Below are 16,104 nucleotides of genomic sequence, written 5' to 3'. Positions count from 1 at the left end.
CAGGCAAAGAGAAAAGGATGAAATCGGAAAAAACTTCAAAATCCTCTGAAGCTAAAGGCAAAAAGTCATTCGTCATAAGAATCGATGAAGCGACCTATAAGCTGGTGGAAAAGTGGGCGAATGATGAATTCAGGAGTGTAAACGGACAGATCGAGTATCTGCTGCATCAAAGCCTGGTCAATTCAGGAAGGAAAAAGAAAGACCAAGAAGGATAGGATAAAATAAGATGAAGATTATTAATCCAATAAAAGGACAATAACAATCCAATTAACCTTACTAAAAAGGAAAGCAGAGAAATTTCTCTGCTTTTTATTTTATACAACTCTGAAGCGTATCAGCTCCGAAGTAGAATATAACGAGCCAAATCAAGCCTTTGATCGTGAAAAAAGCAAATCCTGCCCAGCCTACACGTTTGAACCACTTCTTGAACTTCGAATTATTATTTTCCTGTGAATTTTCCATGTCTGAATATCAAAAAATTACATGACAAAGATAAGCATGTTTATAATTAGTCCAAATAAAAAGCATGTTAAAAATTAAAATTTTGAGGTTCGCATAATATTTCTATCTTTAGAGGAAACGAAAAGTAAACATTTTATGTCTAAAAAAGTAAAGGATTTCGGAATCGAAAAAACACTCAAAAACCTTGGTATTAAAGAAGAAAATAAGGGGACTTCAGTGGGCGGAAAATATTTTGCTTCGGGGAAAACGATAGAAAGTTTTTCTCCCGTAGATGGCAGGCTAATCGCTAAAATTAAGACTTCCGGAGAAAGTGATTATGACAAAGTAATTGAGACGGCTCAGAAGGCGTTTCAGGAATTTAGATCCATCCCTGCTCCTAAAAGAGGGGAGATCGTTAGACAGTTAGGTCAGAAATTAAGAACATATAAAGATGACCTTGGAAAACTTGTTTCTTATGAAATGGGTAAATCTCTTCAGGAAGGTCTTGGGGAAGTTCAGGAGATGATCGACATCTGTGATTTTGCAGTAGGGGTATCCAGACAGCTTCACGGCTATACCATGCATTCAGAAAGACCAGGTCACAGAATGTATGAGCAATACCATCCGCTTGGCGTTGTAGGAATCATCACTGCTTTTAATTTCCCGGTTGCAGTTTGGGCTTGGAACACGGCTCTGGCCTGGATCTGCGGAAATGTTACCATCTGGAAGCCGTCTGAAAAAACACCTTTATGTGCTATCGCTTGTCAGAACATTATGTCTGAAGTATTAAAGGAGAACAATCTTGCCGAAGGTATTTCAAGTGTACTGGTTGCTGATCATGAGATCGGGCAGAAGCTGGTTGATGATAAAAGGGTTTCCCTGGTTTCCTTTACAGGTTCTACAAGAGTGGGAAGAATGGTTTCTTCCAAAGTGGCAGAAAGATTCGGGAAATCTATCCTTGAATTGGGAGGAAACAACGCGATCATTATTTCCAAAGATGCAGATATCGACATGTCAATCATCGGAGCTGTTTTCGGAGCAGTAGGTACGGCAGGACAGAGATGCACATCAACAAGAAGACTGATCATCCATGAAAGTGTTTACAATGAAGTAAAAAACAGATTGGTAAAAGCTTATGGACAGTTGAAAATCGGAAATCCATTAGACGAAAATAACCATGTAGGGCCGCTTATCGATGTAGATGCAGTGAATCAGTATGAAGAAGCTATCAAGAAATGTAAGAAAGAGGGCGGAAAATTTGTAGTTGAAGGAGGTGTTTTAAGCGGAAAAGAATACGAATCAGGATGCTATGTGAAACCATGCATCGCAGAAGTGAAAAATTCTTACGAGATCGTTCAGCACGAAACTTTCGCGCCGATCCTGTATCTGATCAAATATAAAACATTGGAGGAAGCTATTGCTATCCAGAACGATGTTCCCCAGGGATTATCATCTGCTATCATGACTCAGAACCTGAGAGAAGCAGAATTATTCCTTTCTCATGCAGGTTCAGACTGCGGTATTGCCAACGTAAACATCGGAACTTCAGGTGCTGAAATTGGTGGTGCTTTTGGTGGTGAAAAAGAAACAGGCGGCGGAAGAGAGTCCGGTTCAGACGTTTGGAAATACTATATGAGAAGACAAACCAATACTATAAATTATACAGCTCAACTTCCTTTAGCACAAGGGATTAAATTTGATTTGTAAAAATTAGGTTTAAATCAATTCAACAAAAAAACTAAAAATTAATAACCTGAATGTTTAAGACTTTTAATCATTCAATTATTAAATCACACAACTATTTTAATTATGGAACAAACAATTGATATAAAAGCAAATAAAGTAAAGGAAACCGTAGGAAGACACGTTTTGGCAGACGGCTTTGATTTTGTGATGGATATAGAAAAATCTCACGGATCATGGCTGTATGACAAGCTTACAGACAAAGAATACCTGGATATGTTCTCTATGTTTGCATCAGCTTCAATAGGCTACAACCATCCTTATCTGGTAGAAAGATCAGAGTGGCTGGGGAAAATGGCTGTCAACAAACCCACTTTGGCAGACGTGTATTCAGAAGAATATGCCCACTTTCTGGAAGTTTTTGAAAGAGTAGTGATTCCTGAAGAACTGCAGTATGCTTTCTTTATCGAAGGAGGAACATTAGGAGTAGAAAATGCAATGAAAGCATGCTTCGACTGGAAAACCCGTAAGAATTTTGAAAAAGGCCTTCAGACAGAAGCTGGAATCTGTATCCATTTCAGACAGGCATTCCACGGAAGAAGCGGTTATACTTTGAGCTTAACCAATACTTCCGATCCTAGAAAATATCAGTATTTCCCAATGTTTGACTGGCCAAGAATCTTAAACCCTAAGCTATCTTTTCCAATTACAGAAGAAAATTTAGAGGAAACCATCAAGAATGAAAGGCTGGCTCTTCTTCAGATCGAAGAAGCAATTCTTATGAACCCTGATAAAGTAGCTTGCATCATCATTGAGCCTATCCAGGCCGAAGGTGGTGACAATCATTTCAGAGATGAGTTCTTAATGGGGCTGAGAAAACTTTGTGATCAGAACGAAATCTTACTGATCTTTGATGAAGTTCAGACAGGTATTGCCATCACAGGAAAAATGTGGGCGTTTCAGCATTTTACAGCAAAACCGGATATTATTTCTTTCGGGAAAAAAGCCCAGGTTTGTGGTGTTTTGGCTAATAAAGAAAAATTTGATGAGATTCCAAATAACGTTTTCAGAGAAAGTTCAAGGATCAATTCTACGTTCGGAGGGAACTTTATTGACATGCTTCGTTTCCAATTGGTGATGGAAGTTATCGAAAAGGAAAACCTGGTTGAAAATGCAAGAGTAGTTGGAGATTATCTGTTGGAAAGATTAAAAGAGCTGGCTCAGAAATACCCAGATAAAATATCAAATGCAAGAGGAAGAGGTCTTATGTGTGCCATTGATCTTCCTTCCGCAGAACAGCGTAACCGTTTGATGAACGAGCTTTTCAAAGACGGACTGATCATTCTTCAGTGTGGAGATCACTCCCTTCGCTTCAGACCGCATCTGAATGTTACTCAGCAAGAAATTCAATTGGCTCTTGATAAAATAGAGAACAATATTAATAAAATTTAAATTCAAAGATTTGTAATTTTAAAAAATACATCGTATATTTAGATACTCAAACGATATAGAATATGGAAAGAAGTACGAGAGTATCGGTTTTTGAAAGTGACAAGCCTTCAGAAATCCAGCTAATAAAGTCTAAATTGGATGATGCACAAATTACAAACAGCGTCGAGAACAATTATCTTACATTTACGACAACGCCTACCGCAACGTCATTAAAAATTATGGTAAAGTTGGAAGACGAGAAGAATGCATTTGAAGTTATAGATGCTTATCTTCAACAAAGTGAAAATCAATAAAACAATTTCATAATTTTAAATTTTACTACTTCGAACCGAAAATTAATTTTAATTAGTTTTCGGTTTTTTGATTCAAATAATATTAATTATTAAAGATTTAAGTATTTAAAAATTTGAGATGTAGAGATTAGAAATATTGGATCATGACTCAATTAGACTACATTATTCAATAGAGGCGGGCTTTAGCCCATCTTAAAAATTAAAAAATTACAATTGGCTTTAGCCAAAACTTAAAAACATATCCAAATCTTTTAAATATTTAAATCATTCAATTCAATAAACAACTAACAATGAATTCAGAGACCAAACTTAGAAAAGCAGAAATTGATGAAAGGGATATAATTTGGGGAATTATCCAACAATCCATTGAAAGAAGAAAACAGGACGGGAGTACCCAATGGCAGAATGGATACCCTAATTTAGGAACCGTAGAAAGTGATATTGCAAAAGGCTTTGGGTATGTCCTTACCATTGATGGGGAAATTGCCGTTTATGTAGCATTGATTTTAAATGACGAACCTGCCTACAGTACTATTGAAGGAGCCTGGCTAAGCGATGGAGAATTTGTTGTTGTACATAGAGTGGCGGTTGATGGAAAATTTGCCGGCCAGGGTATGGTGAAAAAATTATTTGATCACATTGAAGATTTTACAAGATCTCATGGAATTCAAAGTATAAAAGTAGATACAAATTATGATAATAATGCCATGCTGAAGATCCTTGAAAGTAAGGGTTATTCCTATTGTGGTGAAGTATTATTGGCCGGAGGAATGAGAAAAGCCTATGAAAAGATTATAATTTAAGCCAAAAGTTAAATCATGTTTCATTGAATTTTTAAAAGAATCTTCATTTATAAACTCTATCATGTTTGTTCGTTTAGTTCTGAACTAATTTCTACTTTTGTCAAAATTTTTATATTATGCACCAAAGTATAGAAATTGATGAAAAAATTTTTCAAGATGCTGTAAAATTTTACGGCACCGTTTTCAACCTACCGCCTTTAGCTTCAAAGATTTATGCTTACCTGCTTTTCGATTATGAGAAAGTGGGAATTACCTTTGACGAATTTGTGGAAGTACTCTCCGCGAGTAAAAGTTCTGTTTCTACCAGTATATCACTACTGTTGAATGCACAGCTGATTATTGACCACAACAAAATGGATGAGCGAAAACGGTATTTTTTCATCAATGATGAGTATAAAAAAATCAGATTTGAAAAAATTGTTCAAAAAATGGAGGACGAACTCAAACTATTGGATGACTTAAACAACTTTAAAAAAAATCATGATAATGAATACAACGAACGGGTAGAAGCTTACAAAGCACTTTTATACAAAAACATAGAAAATATTCAGGAATCTCTTAATAAACTTTAAAATGAATAATAAGCTAGTTATACTTTCTATTGCAGCGCTTTCACTGACGGCCTGCAAAAAAGAAGCTCCAAAACAGGATGGCCCAAAACCTTATCCTGTAGTTTCTGTGGAGTCAAAAAATATAGTGGGCTATCAGACCTTTCCGGCCACCATACAGGGAAGGGTCAACAATGATGTCCGTGCAAAAATACAGGGATATATTACTCAGGTCCTGGTAGACGAAGGGCAGTATGTAACAAAAGGACAGCCGTTATTCCGTCTGGAAACCAATATCCTGACCGAAAATGCTGCTGCTTCCAAAGCCGGTATCGGTGCCGCAGAATCTACAATTGCCGCAGCACAGGCTTCTGTAAATGCAGCACAGGTAGAAGTCAATAAGCTAAAGCCTCTTGTTCAGAAAAATATCATCAGTAACGTACAGTTGCAGACGGCTCAGGCAAATCTGGCACAGGCTCAGGCCCAGCTGCAACAGGCCAATGCTGCAAAAAGACAGGCAGTTGCCAATTATAAAGGAGTAGAAGCCAATATTGAGTATTCTATCATCCGTGCCCCTATTTCCGGAGTGATCGGAAGGCTTCCACTGAAAGTGGGAAGTTTGGTGGGACCTACTGACCAGACTGCATTGACAACGATCTCAGATACTTCCGGGATTTTTGCTTATTTCTCAATGAATGAAAAAGAATATTTTGATTTCCTTGAAAAATCGCCGGGTGCATCTATGCCTGAAAAGATTAAAAATCTTCCGATGGTAGAACTACAGCTGGCAAACGGAAGCCTTTATCCCGAAAAAGGAAGAATTGAAGCAATTACCGGACAGATAGACCCTACAACCGGAACCATCCAGTTCAGAGTAGCCTTTACCAATGCCCAGAAACTATTAAGCAACGGTAACAGTGGAACCATCAGATTCCCACAACATTATGATAATGTATTGGTGGTGCCGGAAAGTGCAACTTACGAGCAGCAAGGTATTGTTTATGTTTACAAAGTGGATAAAGACACGGCTAAAAATGTAGTAATCAATGTGATTGACAGGATAGATAATCTGGCTCTTATAAAATCTGGTGTCAGCAAAGGAGAAATCATTGTTGCAGCTGGTATTGGAGGATTAAAACCGGGAACAGCCGTTAAGCCTAAAAAAGTGAAAATGGATAGCCTTGTTCAATCAATAAAACCGAAATTCTAAAATGATTAAAAATTTTATAAACCGACCGGTTTTATCCACCGTTATATCAATTATTATTGTTATACTCGGGGTGTTAGGGCTTATCTCGCTGCCGGTCACACAGTATCCTGACATTGCACCTCCCACAGTAAGCGTTTCAGCAAACTACACAGGAGCTAATGCGGAAACTGTAATGAAAAGTGTTGTAGTACCTCTGGAAGAACAGATCAACGGGGTAGAAGGGATGGATTATATCACTTCCAGTGCCGGAAATGATGGTTCTGCACAGATTCAGGTTTTCTTTAAACAGGGAATAGACCCGGATATTGCGGCCGTAAACGTACAGAACCGTGTGGCAAGAGCTACACCGCTTTTACCTTCCGAGGTAACACGTTCTGGGGTGGTAACGCAGAAACAGCAGACCAGTGCACTGATGTATATGTCTTTCTATTCTGAAAACAAGGATCTGGATGATGTTTACCTTCAAAACTTCCTGAATATCAATATTATCCCTAATCTTAAAAGGATCAATGGTGTAGGGGATGCCAACGTTTTCGGCGGTAAAAACTACTCCATGAGAATCTGGCTGGATCCTGCAAAAATGGCGGCTTACAGTGTAACGCCTACAGATGTTACCAATGCCATCAACGAGCAGAGTAGAGAAGCAGCAGCGGGTTCTATAGGACAGAACAGCGGAAGTTCTTTTGAATATATCATTAAATATGTAGGTAAATTCAATGATAAGGAGCAGTACGATAATATCATTATCAAATCTCTTGGAAACGGACAGAACCTAATGCTGAAAGATGTGGCTAAAGTAGAGCTGGCAGGCCAGTCTTATTCCGGTGTCGGAGAAAATGGGAACAATCCTTCCATCAGTATGGGACTTTTCCAGACTCCTGGATCTAATGCCCAGGAGATCATTAAAAATATCAAAACCTATCTGAAATCAGTTGAAGGAACCTTTCCGAAGGGAATTAAATACACCTATAACTTTGATACCAATGAATTTCTTGAAGCTTCTATTGAAAAAGTAGTACATACCCTGATCGAAGCCTTTATTCTTGTATTTATCGTTGTATATATATTCCTTCAGGATTTCAGATCTACCCTGATCCCGGCTATTGCGGTTCCGGTATCTATTGTGGGAGCATTTTTCTTCCTGAATTTATTTGGATATTCACTAAACCTGTTAACCCTGTTCGCATTGGTACTCGCGATTGGTATTGTGGTGGATGACGCCATTGTCGTCGTCGAGGCCGTTCATGCCAAGATGGAACATGGTATTGCAGATGCCAAGAAAGCAACTGTAGAAGCTATGGATGAGATCACAGGGGCTATTATCTCTATTACTCTGGTAATGGCGGCGGTATTTATTCCGGTGACTTTCATTACAGGTCCTACAGGAGTATTCTACCAGCAGTTTGGGATTACTCTTATTATTGCGATCATTATTTCTGCAATCAACGCTTTGACCCTGAGCCCGGTTTTATGTTCATTGTTTTTAAAGCCTCACTCAGAACATCATAAAGAATACAGCAATCTTAATTTCCTTCAGAAATTCTTTTATAAATTCAATATTGCGTTCAAGACAACCACTGAGCGTTACGGAAGAGGATTTGTATTCCTGTTGAGACATAAATGGGTAACATTGATTATTTTCGCGGTTACCGGAGGTATTTTATTCTGGGCGAGCAGTACTATGAAAAAAGGTTTTGTCCCTACAGAAGACAGAGGAATTATCTTTACAGACGTTCAGCTTCCTCCGGGAGCTTCTATGGAAAGAACGTACAATGCTCTGAAGACCCTTCAGGCCAAAGCTTTAAAAGTTCCGGGTGTACAGAATGTCACGATTTCCACCGGTAGAGGATTCTTATCCGGAAACGGAAGTAACAACGGCCTTGCCTTTGTAAAATTAAAGCCATTTGATGAAAGGAAAAAAGATGGTCAGACCTCTGATGATATCACTAAAAAACTATTTGGAATAGTAGGATCTGTTCCTGATGCCAAAGTTGTATTCTTCCAGCCGCCAAGTGTACCTGGTTTTGGTAACAGCGCCGGTTTTGAGATGGTCCTTTTGGATAAATCAGGCGGAGAATATGCAGATCTGGATAACAAAACAAATGAGTTCATCGGAAAGCTGATGGAAAGACCTGAGATAGAATTTGCCCAAACCTCATTCAATACAAAATATCCTCAGTATCAGATGGAAATCAATGTTCCTCTGACGAAACAGCTTGGCATCTCCGTAAGTGATATCCTGGCTACCATGCAGGGATATATCGGAGGTATTTATACAGCCGACTTTACAAAGTATGGAAAACAGTTCAGAGTAATGGTTCAGGCACTTCCTGAAAACAGAAAAAATATTGAAAACCTGAATGAGCTCTATGTAAAAACAGGATCAGGAGTAATGTCTCCTATTTCACAGTTCGTCACTCTGAAAAAAGCATACGGACCGCAGTCTGTAAGCCGTTATAACCTGTTTACTTCAGTAAAGGTAACGGGAGCTAACTCTGCAGGATACAGTTCCGGAGATGCCATTACCGCTGTACAGCAGGTGGCCAGTGAAACGCTGAACCAGAACTATGCGGTAGAATTTACCGGATTGACCAGAGAAGAATTAAATTCAGGTTCGCAGACCCTTCTGATTTTCGGATTAAGCTTAGTCTTTGTTTACTTTATTCTTTCTGCTCAGTATGAAAGTTATATCCTTCCGCTAATCGTTGTAATTTCTCTTCCTCTTGGGGTAATGGGAGCTTATTTCGGGCAGAAGATTATGGGCTTGGAAAACAATATTTACTTCCAGATCGCCCTGATCATGCTCGTAGGATTATTAGCGAAAAACGCAATCCTTATCGTTGAATTTGCTGTCCAGAGAAGGCATCATGGCGAAACCATTGTTATGTCTGCCATCAATGCAGCTAAAGCCAGGGTGAGACCAATTTTGATGACTTCATTTGCTTTTATTTTCGGTTTATTACCATTGGTTCTGGCGAGTGGAATTGGTGCGGTAGGTAACAGATCTATTGCAACGGGTGCAGCAATTGGATTATTAATAGGTACAATTTTAGGGCTATTTGTAATTCCGGTTTTGTATGTGATTTTCCAAACTTTACAAGAAAGAGTGAAGCCGATTAAAAAAGAAGAAATCAATTTAGCAGAATAAAATTAATTAGAGAAGTTAGAGGTTAGATATTAGAAATTAGCTCTAAATCTAGCTTCTAAACCTCTAATACCTAATTTCTAATTTCAAATAATGAAGAGTTTATTAAACATCATAAAAAGAATAACTTTTTCAGCTGTCATACTGGGCGCCATTACATCGTGCATGGCCAGAAAAGAGTATGAGAGACCGAAAAGTGTTGTAGACGAAAAGCTTTTCCGTACGGATATGTTGCCTTCAGACAGTACAACAGTTGCCAATATTTCCTGGAAAGAAATATTTACCGATCCTATACTTCAAAAGCATATTTCGAAGGCTTTAGATAACAATCTGGATATTAGAATTGCCCTGCAAAGTATCAATTCTGCAGAAGCTTATTTAAAGCAAAGTAAAGCAGCCTATGAGCCTACTTTAACAGTAGGCCCCGGTTATGCATTTCAGACTCAGTCTCTAAATACACAAACCGGACAGTTGTTTGGGCAACGACGTTATATCAATCAGCTTGATATTACAGCAAGTTTAGGCTGGGAAGCGGATATCTGGGGCAAAATGAAAGCTCAGGAAAAAGCTCAATTGGCTACTTATTTGGGAACTGTTGCGGCTCATAAGGCCGTAAAAAGTGATTTGGTGGCATCTATTGCTTCCGCTTATTATCAATTACTGACTTTTGATGATCAAAAAAGAATCATTACGGAGACCATTAAAGTTCGTGAGAAAAATCTAGAGACTACTAAGGCTTTAAAAATTGCAGGAACAGTAACAGAGGTTGCCGTTCAGCAAAGTGAGGCGTTGGTTTTCAATGCAAAATCGTTATTAATTGATATGGATACCCAAATTCAGCTGTTGGAAAACACAATGAGTTTGCTGATGGGAGAGCCGTCTCATACCATTGAAAGATCAACATTGGAAAGTCAGAAAGTTCCCATTGATTTAAGACTGGGATATCCTGCACAGCTATTGGCCAACCGTCCTGATGTAATGAGAGCGGAATACAATTTAATGAATGCTTTTGAACTGACCAATTCTGCAAAAGCTCAGTTTTATCCTACTTTAAAAATTACAGGAAGCGGAGGAATCCAGTCTCTTGATATTGATCATTTGTTCAGTGTCAATTCACTGTTTGCAAGTGTGGTGGGAGGTTTGGCCCAGCCGATCCTTAACCGAAGAGCCATCAAAACCAATTACGAAGTAAGTCTGGCCAATCAGGAAACGGCATATCTGAACTTTAGAAAAACAGTTCTTACAGCGGGAAAAGAAGTTTCAGATGCCATCCGTGTATTTTCTGTTCAGGATTCTTTTATAGACTTAAAACAGAAAGAGCTGAATGCTTACAAAAATTCTGTTGAATACTCTCAGGAACTTGTCAACTACGGTATGGCAAACTATCTTGAAGTGCTCAATGCAAGTGTTAACTCATTAAATGCAGAACTGAATATTTCCAACGCAGAATACAGCAAAATGAAAGCCGCTGTAGAGCTTTATCAGGCTCTTGGTGGTGGATGGAAATAATAATTTTCAGCTAAAAATAGTAAAAACGTATGTCCGAAATGGCATACGTTTTTTATTGGTTAGACTTTTATATTGTTAAAATTTTTATAAAAAAGAAATATTTGTTTGTATATATGTAGTAGACTACGTAGTTTTATATTTTAAAAATAACAATGATATGAAAGTACATATTCAACAACTGAATAATACGTATTCGGATCAGCTGATTGATCTCATTTTGACGATCCAGCAAAAAGAATTTAACGTGCCTATTACGATAGAAGATCAGCCAGATCTTAAGCAGATTGAAAGTTTTTATATGGAACCAGGAGGAAATTTCTGGGGAGCTTTTGTAGAAGGCGAGCTGGTAGGTTCTATAGCATTGGTTAAATATGATGAAAGGGAAGGAGCCGTAAGGAAGATGTTCGTAAAAAAAGAATTCAGAGGAAAAGAGCTGAATATTGCCCAGGAGCTTTTGGAAGTTTTGATTTCTTACTGTCGTGAAAACGGAATAGATGCCATATACCTGGGAACGGTTAATGTGTTAAAGGCTGCCATGAGATTTTATGAAAGAAATCATTTTTTACAGGTTGAAAAGGAAAATTTACCCAACCGCTTTCCATTGATGAGTGCAGACAATGTTTTTTATGCTTTACATATAAACCACACGGTATGAATATAATAAATGAATCAGGAATCCTGGCCATATCAACGAGATTGCAGCGTCTCAGTGAGCAGCTCAGAAAAGATGGTGCTTTGATCTATAAGTCATTCGGAATTGATTTTGAGCCCAAATGGTTTCCTATAATCTTCACCTTACATCACAAAAAAATGCTGAGTGTGGTAGAGATTGCCAACGAAATAGGATACACACATCCTTCAACCATAAGCTTACTAAAAGAGCTGGAAAAGCAGAAGCTTATCCAATCGAAAAAAGATAAACAGGATGAGCGAAAAAGACTGATTGTACTGTCTCCAAAAGGTCTTGAACTCATCGAAAAAATGAAACCGGTTTGGGAGTTGGTATCAAAAGTATTGGGAGAAATTGCAGATAATGAAAATCATCTTTTGTCAGCTATTAATGAGGCGGAAGAAAAAATTGCTATGCAGTCTTTTTACCAGCGTGCCATGCAGATGAAGAAAGAAATGGAATGATTGAAAAAAATGAAACCTGTAGTTTTTAATTACAGGTTTCAAAGCTTTTAAGCGTTTGTGATAAATTTAAGTCTACGCTTTCTTGTGGAGAATACGGGGATCGAACCCGTCACCTTTAGACTGCCAGTCTAACGCTCTAGCCAGATGAGCTAATTCCCCTTTTCCTTAAAGCGGTACAAAAGTAAGTATTTAAACGATATTTCCAAATTTTTTCTCATTTATTTATCAGAATTTATAATGATTTTTAAAGCTTTAATATGCGATACAAAATTTTAAGTAAGCTTAACAATCTGATTTGAAGGCAATTTTATCGTGAAATGAATCAATTATTTATTTTATCAAATTCTGTTTCAGATTCTTTCTTTAAATAGCTTATAAACAAGGATGGAGACAAAGAGGTTACTTTTTTAAATACCGTCGTAAATTTATTGGGTGAAGAAAACCCTGTTTCATCGGCTAAGGTAGCTACTTTATATTTTCTATATTGGGGTTCGGAACTTTAATTCCATTTGAAGAAAGCCCGTATTTTATAATTTATTAATTTTACAAGAAGATGTTAACGCGAATAAATTAACAACAATCTTTTCAAACCCTACAATGATAAAGGAATTTTCATACAAAAAATTTGGCAACCTGGAATTCAGCAAAAACTCAATTCAATATGATGCTCTCACAACAATAAATGAACATATCAAAGTCCTGTTTATTCCTCAAAACGCTATTATTCAAGTGGATTTTCAGGAAATCGAAATGAAAACCGACACCTTGTTGTTCATTAATCCCCACGTTATTTTAAAGCCCTGTGAAACCATCGGAGGTCAGCTAATGCATTTTAACAGAGATTTTTATTGTGTAGAAATTCATGATCAGGAAGTGGCATGCGATGGTATTTTGTACAATAATGTGTTTGAAATCCCTTTTATAAATTTAAACGAAGAACAGTCTACCGAGATTCAAAAGATCATCAGAGATATTCAGTCTGAGCTGAGAAATGAAGATTCCGGTACAGAAGAGATGTTAAGGACACTTTTAAAATTAATTATTCTGAAATCTACTAGAATCTGGAAACAGCAGCATCAATTATCTGACAAAGAGCAGCAGGCTGATGTGCAGTTTTTAAGAAAATTCAGCAAATTGGTCGAGCAACATTATAAAACGCTTCATACTGTTGCGGATTATGCAGATTTGCTGTGCGTTACCCCAAAAAATCTGAGTAAAAAAATAGGATTAGTGAGCAAAGACACTCCCAATGAAATTATAAAAAACCGCATTATTCTTGAAAGCAAACGGCTTTTAGCACATACAGCAATGAACGTGAAAGAAGTTGCCTATAGTCTGAATTATGAAGACGATGCTTACTTTGTCCGCTTTTTCACAAAACATGTTGGAATATCACCAACCAGTTTCAGAAAACAGTTTTAAAGGACCATCTTTTATATATCATCCTATAATAAAGCACGATCTGTAAGATTGTGCTTTTTTCGTATGTACCCTAAACCCGGTTAGGCAAAAAGTGCAATTCAAAGCGAAAACCATCCATTGATATGACCTTACAATTCCCCCAACTTTGTACTATCAAAAAATAACAATTATAACAACAACTAAATATTTAAAAATCATGAAAAATTTAATTTTAGCAATCGTATTATTTACAACATTAATTTCAAGCCAAGTATTTTCACAAACTAAAAGAAGCCCCGCCTCCTTTGGAAGGGAAGAATATATTGAAGTAGAAAAGAATGTGCGGCTTCATGTAACCGACCTTGGTGAGGGGGAGCCTATTGTTTTAATTCACGGATGGCCATTGAGCGATGCTATGTATGAATATCAATATGCCAATTTTATTCAAAAGGGCTACCGGGTGATAGGAATTACATTAAGAGGATTCGGATTATCCGATAAACCCGGAGGAAAGTATAACTATGATGTTTTTGCGGATGATATTAAGGTCGTTTTAGATAAACTGGACATTAAAAATGCAACAATCGGTGGATTTTCGATGGGAGGTGCAACGGTCATTCATTATGTAGCCAAATATAATGCGGCCCATGTTTCCAAAATGGCATTGTTTGGAGCAGCGGCACCTATATGGACAAAACGTGCGGATTTTAATTATGGTTTATGGACCAAAGAGGATGTTAATGGATTGATTAATCTCAACAATACAAACCGTCCAGAGCTATTCGCCACATTCGGTAAAATCTTTCCTGCAAATGACAACAGTGTGTCTCAAGGGCATGGAGCCTGGTTAGGAAATATTCAGGCTCAGGCATCACCTTACGCAATGGCAGAAGGACTAAAAACCTTAAGAGACAGTGACTTGCGTAATGACCTGAAAAAAATAACAATTCCAACACTGATTTTACACGGTAAGTTGGATAAAATCTGTTCCTATGATCTTGCTGAACAAATGAAAGCCTTACTTAAAAATGCCACTTTGGTGCCTTTCGAAAAAAGTGGTCATGCCCTTTTCATCGAGGAACTGGAAAAATTTAATAACGAATTATTCAACTTCATCAAAAAGTAAGTGAAAAACAAAAGAGGTTAGTTTTCTACAGGCTAACTTCTTTTTTATCTCATAAATCAATTAACATGAGCAAATTTATATTATTACTGTTTTCGCTGACATTGGTGTCATGCAGTATAAAAAAAGAAGTTATGGCGGTAAAACATACTGATTTACCAAACCCCATAGGCCCTTATAGCCATTCAACACATTATGAGAATCTGATATTTATTTCAGGCCAGATCGGATTGGATCAAAAAACAAACAGTTTAAAAGCAGGAATTGAAGAACAGACAGTTCAGATTTTTGAGAATTTAAAGATTATTCTCGAGGACAATCATTCCGATTTTAGGCATATCACAAAAACAACCATTTTTATGACCAATATGAAGCATTTTGAAATAGTCAATACAATATATAGCAAGTATTTTCATAATCATTTCCCCGCAAGGAGTACTATTGAAGTAGTGTCTTTACCTCGAAACGCAAGTATTGAAATTGAATGTATAGCTGTTAAAAAATAAATATTTCAATAAATAAAAATGCTTTAAAAAAAAATGGATAATTAGACTTTGTAATCCTAATTACCCATTATCTGATCCATAAAAGCTAATCCGGCTTATCTTGTTGTATAACCGCCGTTTGCAAAAATAGTCTGGCCTGTAATCCACCAGCCGTCAGTCACTAAAAATTCTACCAGCGGAGCGATGTCATTAATATTCGTCAACCCACCTAATGCTGATGCCGATTTGTGATAAGCTACTGCATCTTCACTTTCCTGTCCGTAGAAGAAAGGCGTATCCATTGGACCTGGAGCAACAGCTGTTACAGAAATTCCTCTGGCTCCGAATTCTTTAGAAGCTGCTCTTGTAAAATGTTCTACCGGAGCCTTGGCGCCTGCATAAGTGGAATATAAACCTGTATAAGCTGCCAGTAATGAAGTTACAATAGTACAGATTTTACCATTATCATTTAGCTTTTTACCGGCTTCCTGTAAAAAGAAATAGGCTGATTTGGAGTTGATTCCGAACATTTTATCATATTCTTCTTCAGTAGTTTCTGTAAACGGTTTTTTCAATACCATACCCACCGTATTGATCGCAATATCAATACCTCCGAATTTAGCAATAGCTTCATCAAAGAATTTAGTAACGTTTTCCACTTTGGTGAGATCACCCTGAAATAAAAATGCTTCTGCTCCTAAAGCCTGAGCTTCAGATAAAGTTTTTTCACTTTCTGCTCTAGAACTTTCGCTGTTGTAATGTATGGCAAGTTTTGCTCCTTTAGCTGCAAAATCTTTGCTTAGTAATCCTCCCAGGTTTTTGCCTCCTCCGGCAATTAATACAACTTTGCCCTGTAAATTATTTTTCGACATAATAT

At 37.4% G+C, this 16,104-nt stretch carries 16 protein-coding genes, 1 tRNA gene and 1 pseudogene; 14 read left to right on the top strand and 4 right to left on the bottom strand.

Annotated elements, in window-relative coordinates:
• The first annotated feature begins 17 nt into the window (after positions 1-17).
• Positions 18-215: an Arc family DNA binding domain-containing protein gene (locus V6R96_RS14100; RefSeq protein ID WP_111953220.1), complete on the top strand. Its 198-nt coding sequence runs from the start codon at positions 18-20 to the stop codon at positions 213-215.
• 94 nt (positions 216-309) lie between these two features.
• Here V6R96_RS14100 and V6R96_RS14095 read toward each other — a convergent pair whose 3' ends face one another.
• Positions 310-462 (bottom strand): histidine kinase, encoded by a 153-nt coding sequence (locus tag V6R96_RS14095; protein WP_040995320.1) that lies wholly within the window; start codon positions 460-462, stop codon positions 310-312.
• A gap of 135 nt (positions 463-597) precedes the next feature.
• On the opposite strand from V6R96_RS14095, the gene V6R96_RS14090 reads away from it, so the two are divergent.
• The 10 genes from V6R96_RS14090 to V6R96_RS14045 all read left to right on the top strand — a co-directional run bounded on the left by V6R96_RS14090 (position 598) and on the right by V6R96_RS14045 (position 12,218).
• Positions 598-2,148: an aldehyde dehydrogenase family protein gene (locus V6R96_RS14090; protein ID WP_223559616.1), complete on the top strand. Its 1,551-nt coding sequence runs from the start codon at positions 598-600 to the stop codon at positions 2,146-2,148.
• 102 nt (positions 2,149-2,250) lie between these two features.
• A complete protein-coding gene (gene lat / locus V6R96_RS14085; protein ID WP_111953224.1) occupies positions 2,251-3,576 on the top strand; it encodes an L-lysine 6-transaminase in 1,326 nt (441 codons plus the stop codon).
• Positions 3,577-3,638: 62 nt separating this feature from the next.
• Positions 3,639-3,869, top strand: a complete 231-nt coding sequence (locus V6R96_RS14080) for a DUF2007 domain-containing protein (protein WP_111953226.1) — start codon at positions 3,639-3,641, stop codon at positions 3,867-3,869.
• Positions 3,870-4,159: 290 nt separating this feature from the next.
• The gene (locus V6R96_RS14075; RefSeq protein WP_336379406.1) at positions 4,160-4,672 is read left to right on the top strand and encodes a GNAT family N-acetyltransferase; all 513 of its coding nucleotides are present in this window, start codon (positions 4,160-4,162) and stop codon (positions 4,670-4,672) included.
• Between the two features lie 116 nt (positions 4,673-4,788).
• Complete coding sequence (locus tag V6R96_RS14070) at positions 4,789-5,244, top strand: transcriptional regulator (RefSeq protein ID WP_034727861.1); 456 nt, start codon at positions 4,789-4,791, stop codon at positions 5,242-5,244.
• Between the two features lies 1 nt (position 5,245).
• Positions 5,246-6,430, top strand: coding sequence for an efflux RND transporter periplasmic adaptor subunit (locus tag V6R96_RS14065; protein ID WP_111953230.1), 1,185 nt, complete (start codon positions 5,246-5,248; stop codon positions 6,428-6,430).
• A 1-nt stretch (position 6,431) separates the two neighbouring features.
• The gene (locus V6R96_RS14060; RefSeq protein ID WP_336379407.1) at positions 6,432-9,578 is read left to right on the top strand and encodes an efflux RND transporter permease subunit; all 3,147 of its coding nucleotides are present in this window, start codon (positions 6,432-6,434) and stop codon (positions 9,576-9,578) included.
• Between the two features lie 90 nt (positions 9,579-9,668).
• The gene (locus tag V6R96_RS14055) at positions 9,669-11,084 is read left to right on the top strand and encodes a TolC family protein (RefSeq protein WP_336379408.1); all 1,416 of its coding nucleotides are present in this window, start codon (positions 9,669-9,671) and stop codon (positions 11,082-11,084) included.
• A 157-nt stretch (positions 11,085-11,241) separates the two neighbouring features.
• Entirely contained in the window at positions 11,242-11,739 is a 498-nt protein-coding gene (locus V6R96_RS14050; protein ID WP_336379409.1) for a GNAT family N-acetyltransferase, read from the top strand.
• Positions 11,736-12,218 (top strand): MarR family transcriptional regulator, encoded by a 483-nt coding sequence (locus V6R96_RS14045; RefSeq protein WP_336379410.1) that lies wholly within the window; start codon positions 11,736-11,738, stop codon positions 12,216-12,218. Before V6R96_RS14050 ends, V6R96_RS14045 begins: the two co-directional genes overlap by 4 nt.
• Before the next feature lie 85 nt (positions 12,219-12,303).
• Here V6R96_RS14045 and V6R96_RS14040 read toward each other — a convergent pair.
• Positions 12,304-12,377 (bottom strand) — tRNA-Ala (locus V6R96_RS14040).
• Between the two features lie 163 nt (positions 12,378-12,540).
• Positions 12,541-12,684: pseudogene (locus tag V6R96_RS14035) on the bottom strand (AraC family transcriptional regulator); the annotation flags it as partial.
• A gap of 131 nt (positions 12,685-12,815) precedes the next feature.
• Between V6R96_RS14035 and V6R96_RS14030 the strand changes: the two are divergent.
• The 3 genes from V6R96_RS14030 to V6R96_RS14020 all read left to right on the top strand — a co-directional run bounded on the left by V6R96_RS14030 (position 12,816) and on the right by V6R96_RS14020 (position 15,248).
• Positions 12,816-13,640, top strand: a complete 825-nt coding sequence (locus tag V6R96_RS14030; RefSeq protein WP_336379411.1) for a helix-turn-helix domain-containing protein — start codon at positions 12,816-12,818, stop codon at positions 13,638-13,640.
• Between the two features lie 196 nt (positions 13,641-13,836).
• On the top strand, positions 13,837-14,745 hold the full coding sequence (locus tag V6R96_RS14025) for an alpha/beta hydrolase (RefSeq protein WP_336379412.1): 909 nt from the start codon (positions 13,837-13,839) through the stop codon (positions 14,743-14,745).
• A gap of 131 nt (positions 14,746-14,876) precedes the next feature.
• Entirely contained in the window at positions 14,877-15,248 is a 372-nt protein-coding gene (locus V6R96_RS14020; RefSeq protein ID WP_336379413.1) for a Rid family detoxifying hydrolase, read from the top strand.
• A gap of 95 nt (positions 15,249-15,343) precedes the next feature.
• On the opposite strand, the gene V6R96_RS14015 is transcribed toward V6R96_RS14020, so the two are convergent.
• Positions 15,344-16,099, bottom strand: coding sequence for an SDR family oxidoreductase (locus tag V6R96_RS14015; RefSeq protein WP_111953246.1), 756 nt, complete (start codon positions 16,097-16,099; stop codon positions 15,344-15,346).
• Positions 16,100-16,104 lie beyond the last annotated feature (5 nt).

This window comes from Chryseobacterium sp. CCNWLW53 (assembly GCF_037083525.1).
Taxonomy (GTDB): Bacteria; Bacteroidota; Bacteroidia; order Flavobacteriales; family Weeksellaceae; genus Chryseobacterium; species Chryseobacterium lathyri.
Note: the sequence above shows the minus strand (reverse complement) of the source record. Positions and strands in the feature narration are given on the sequence as shown.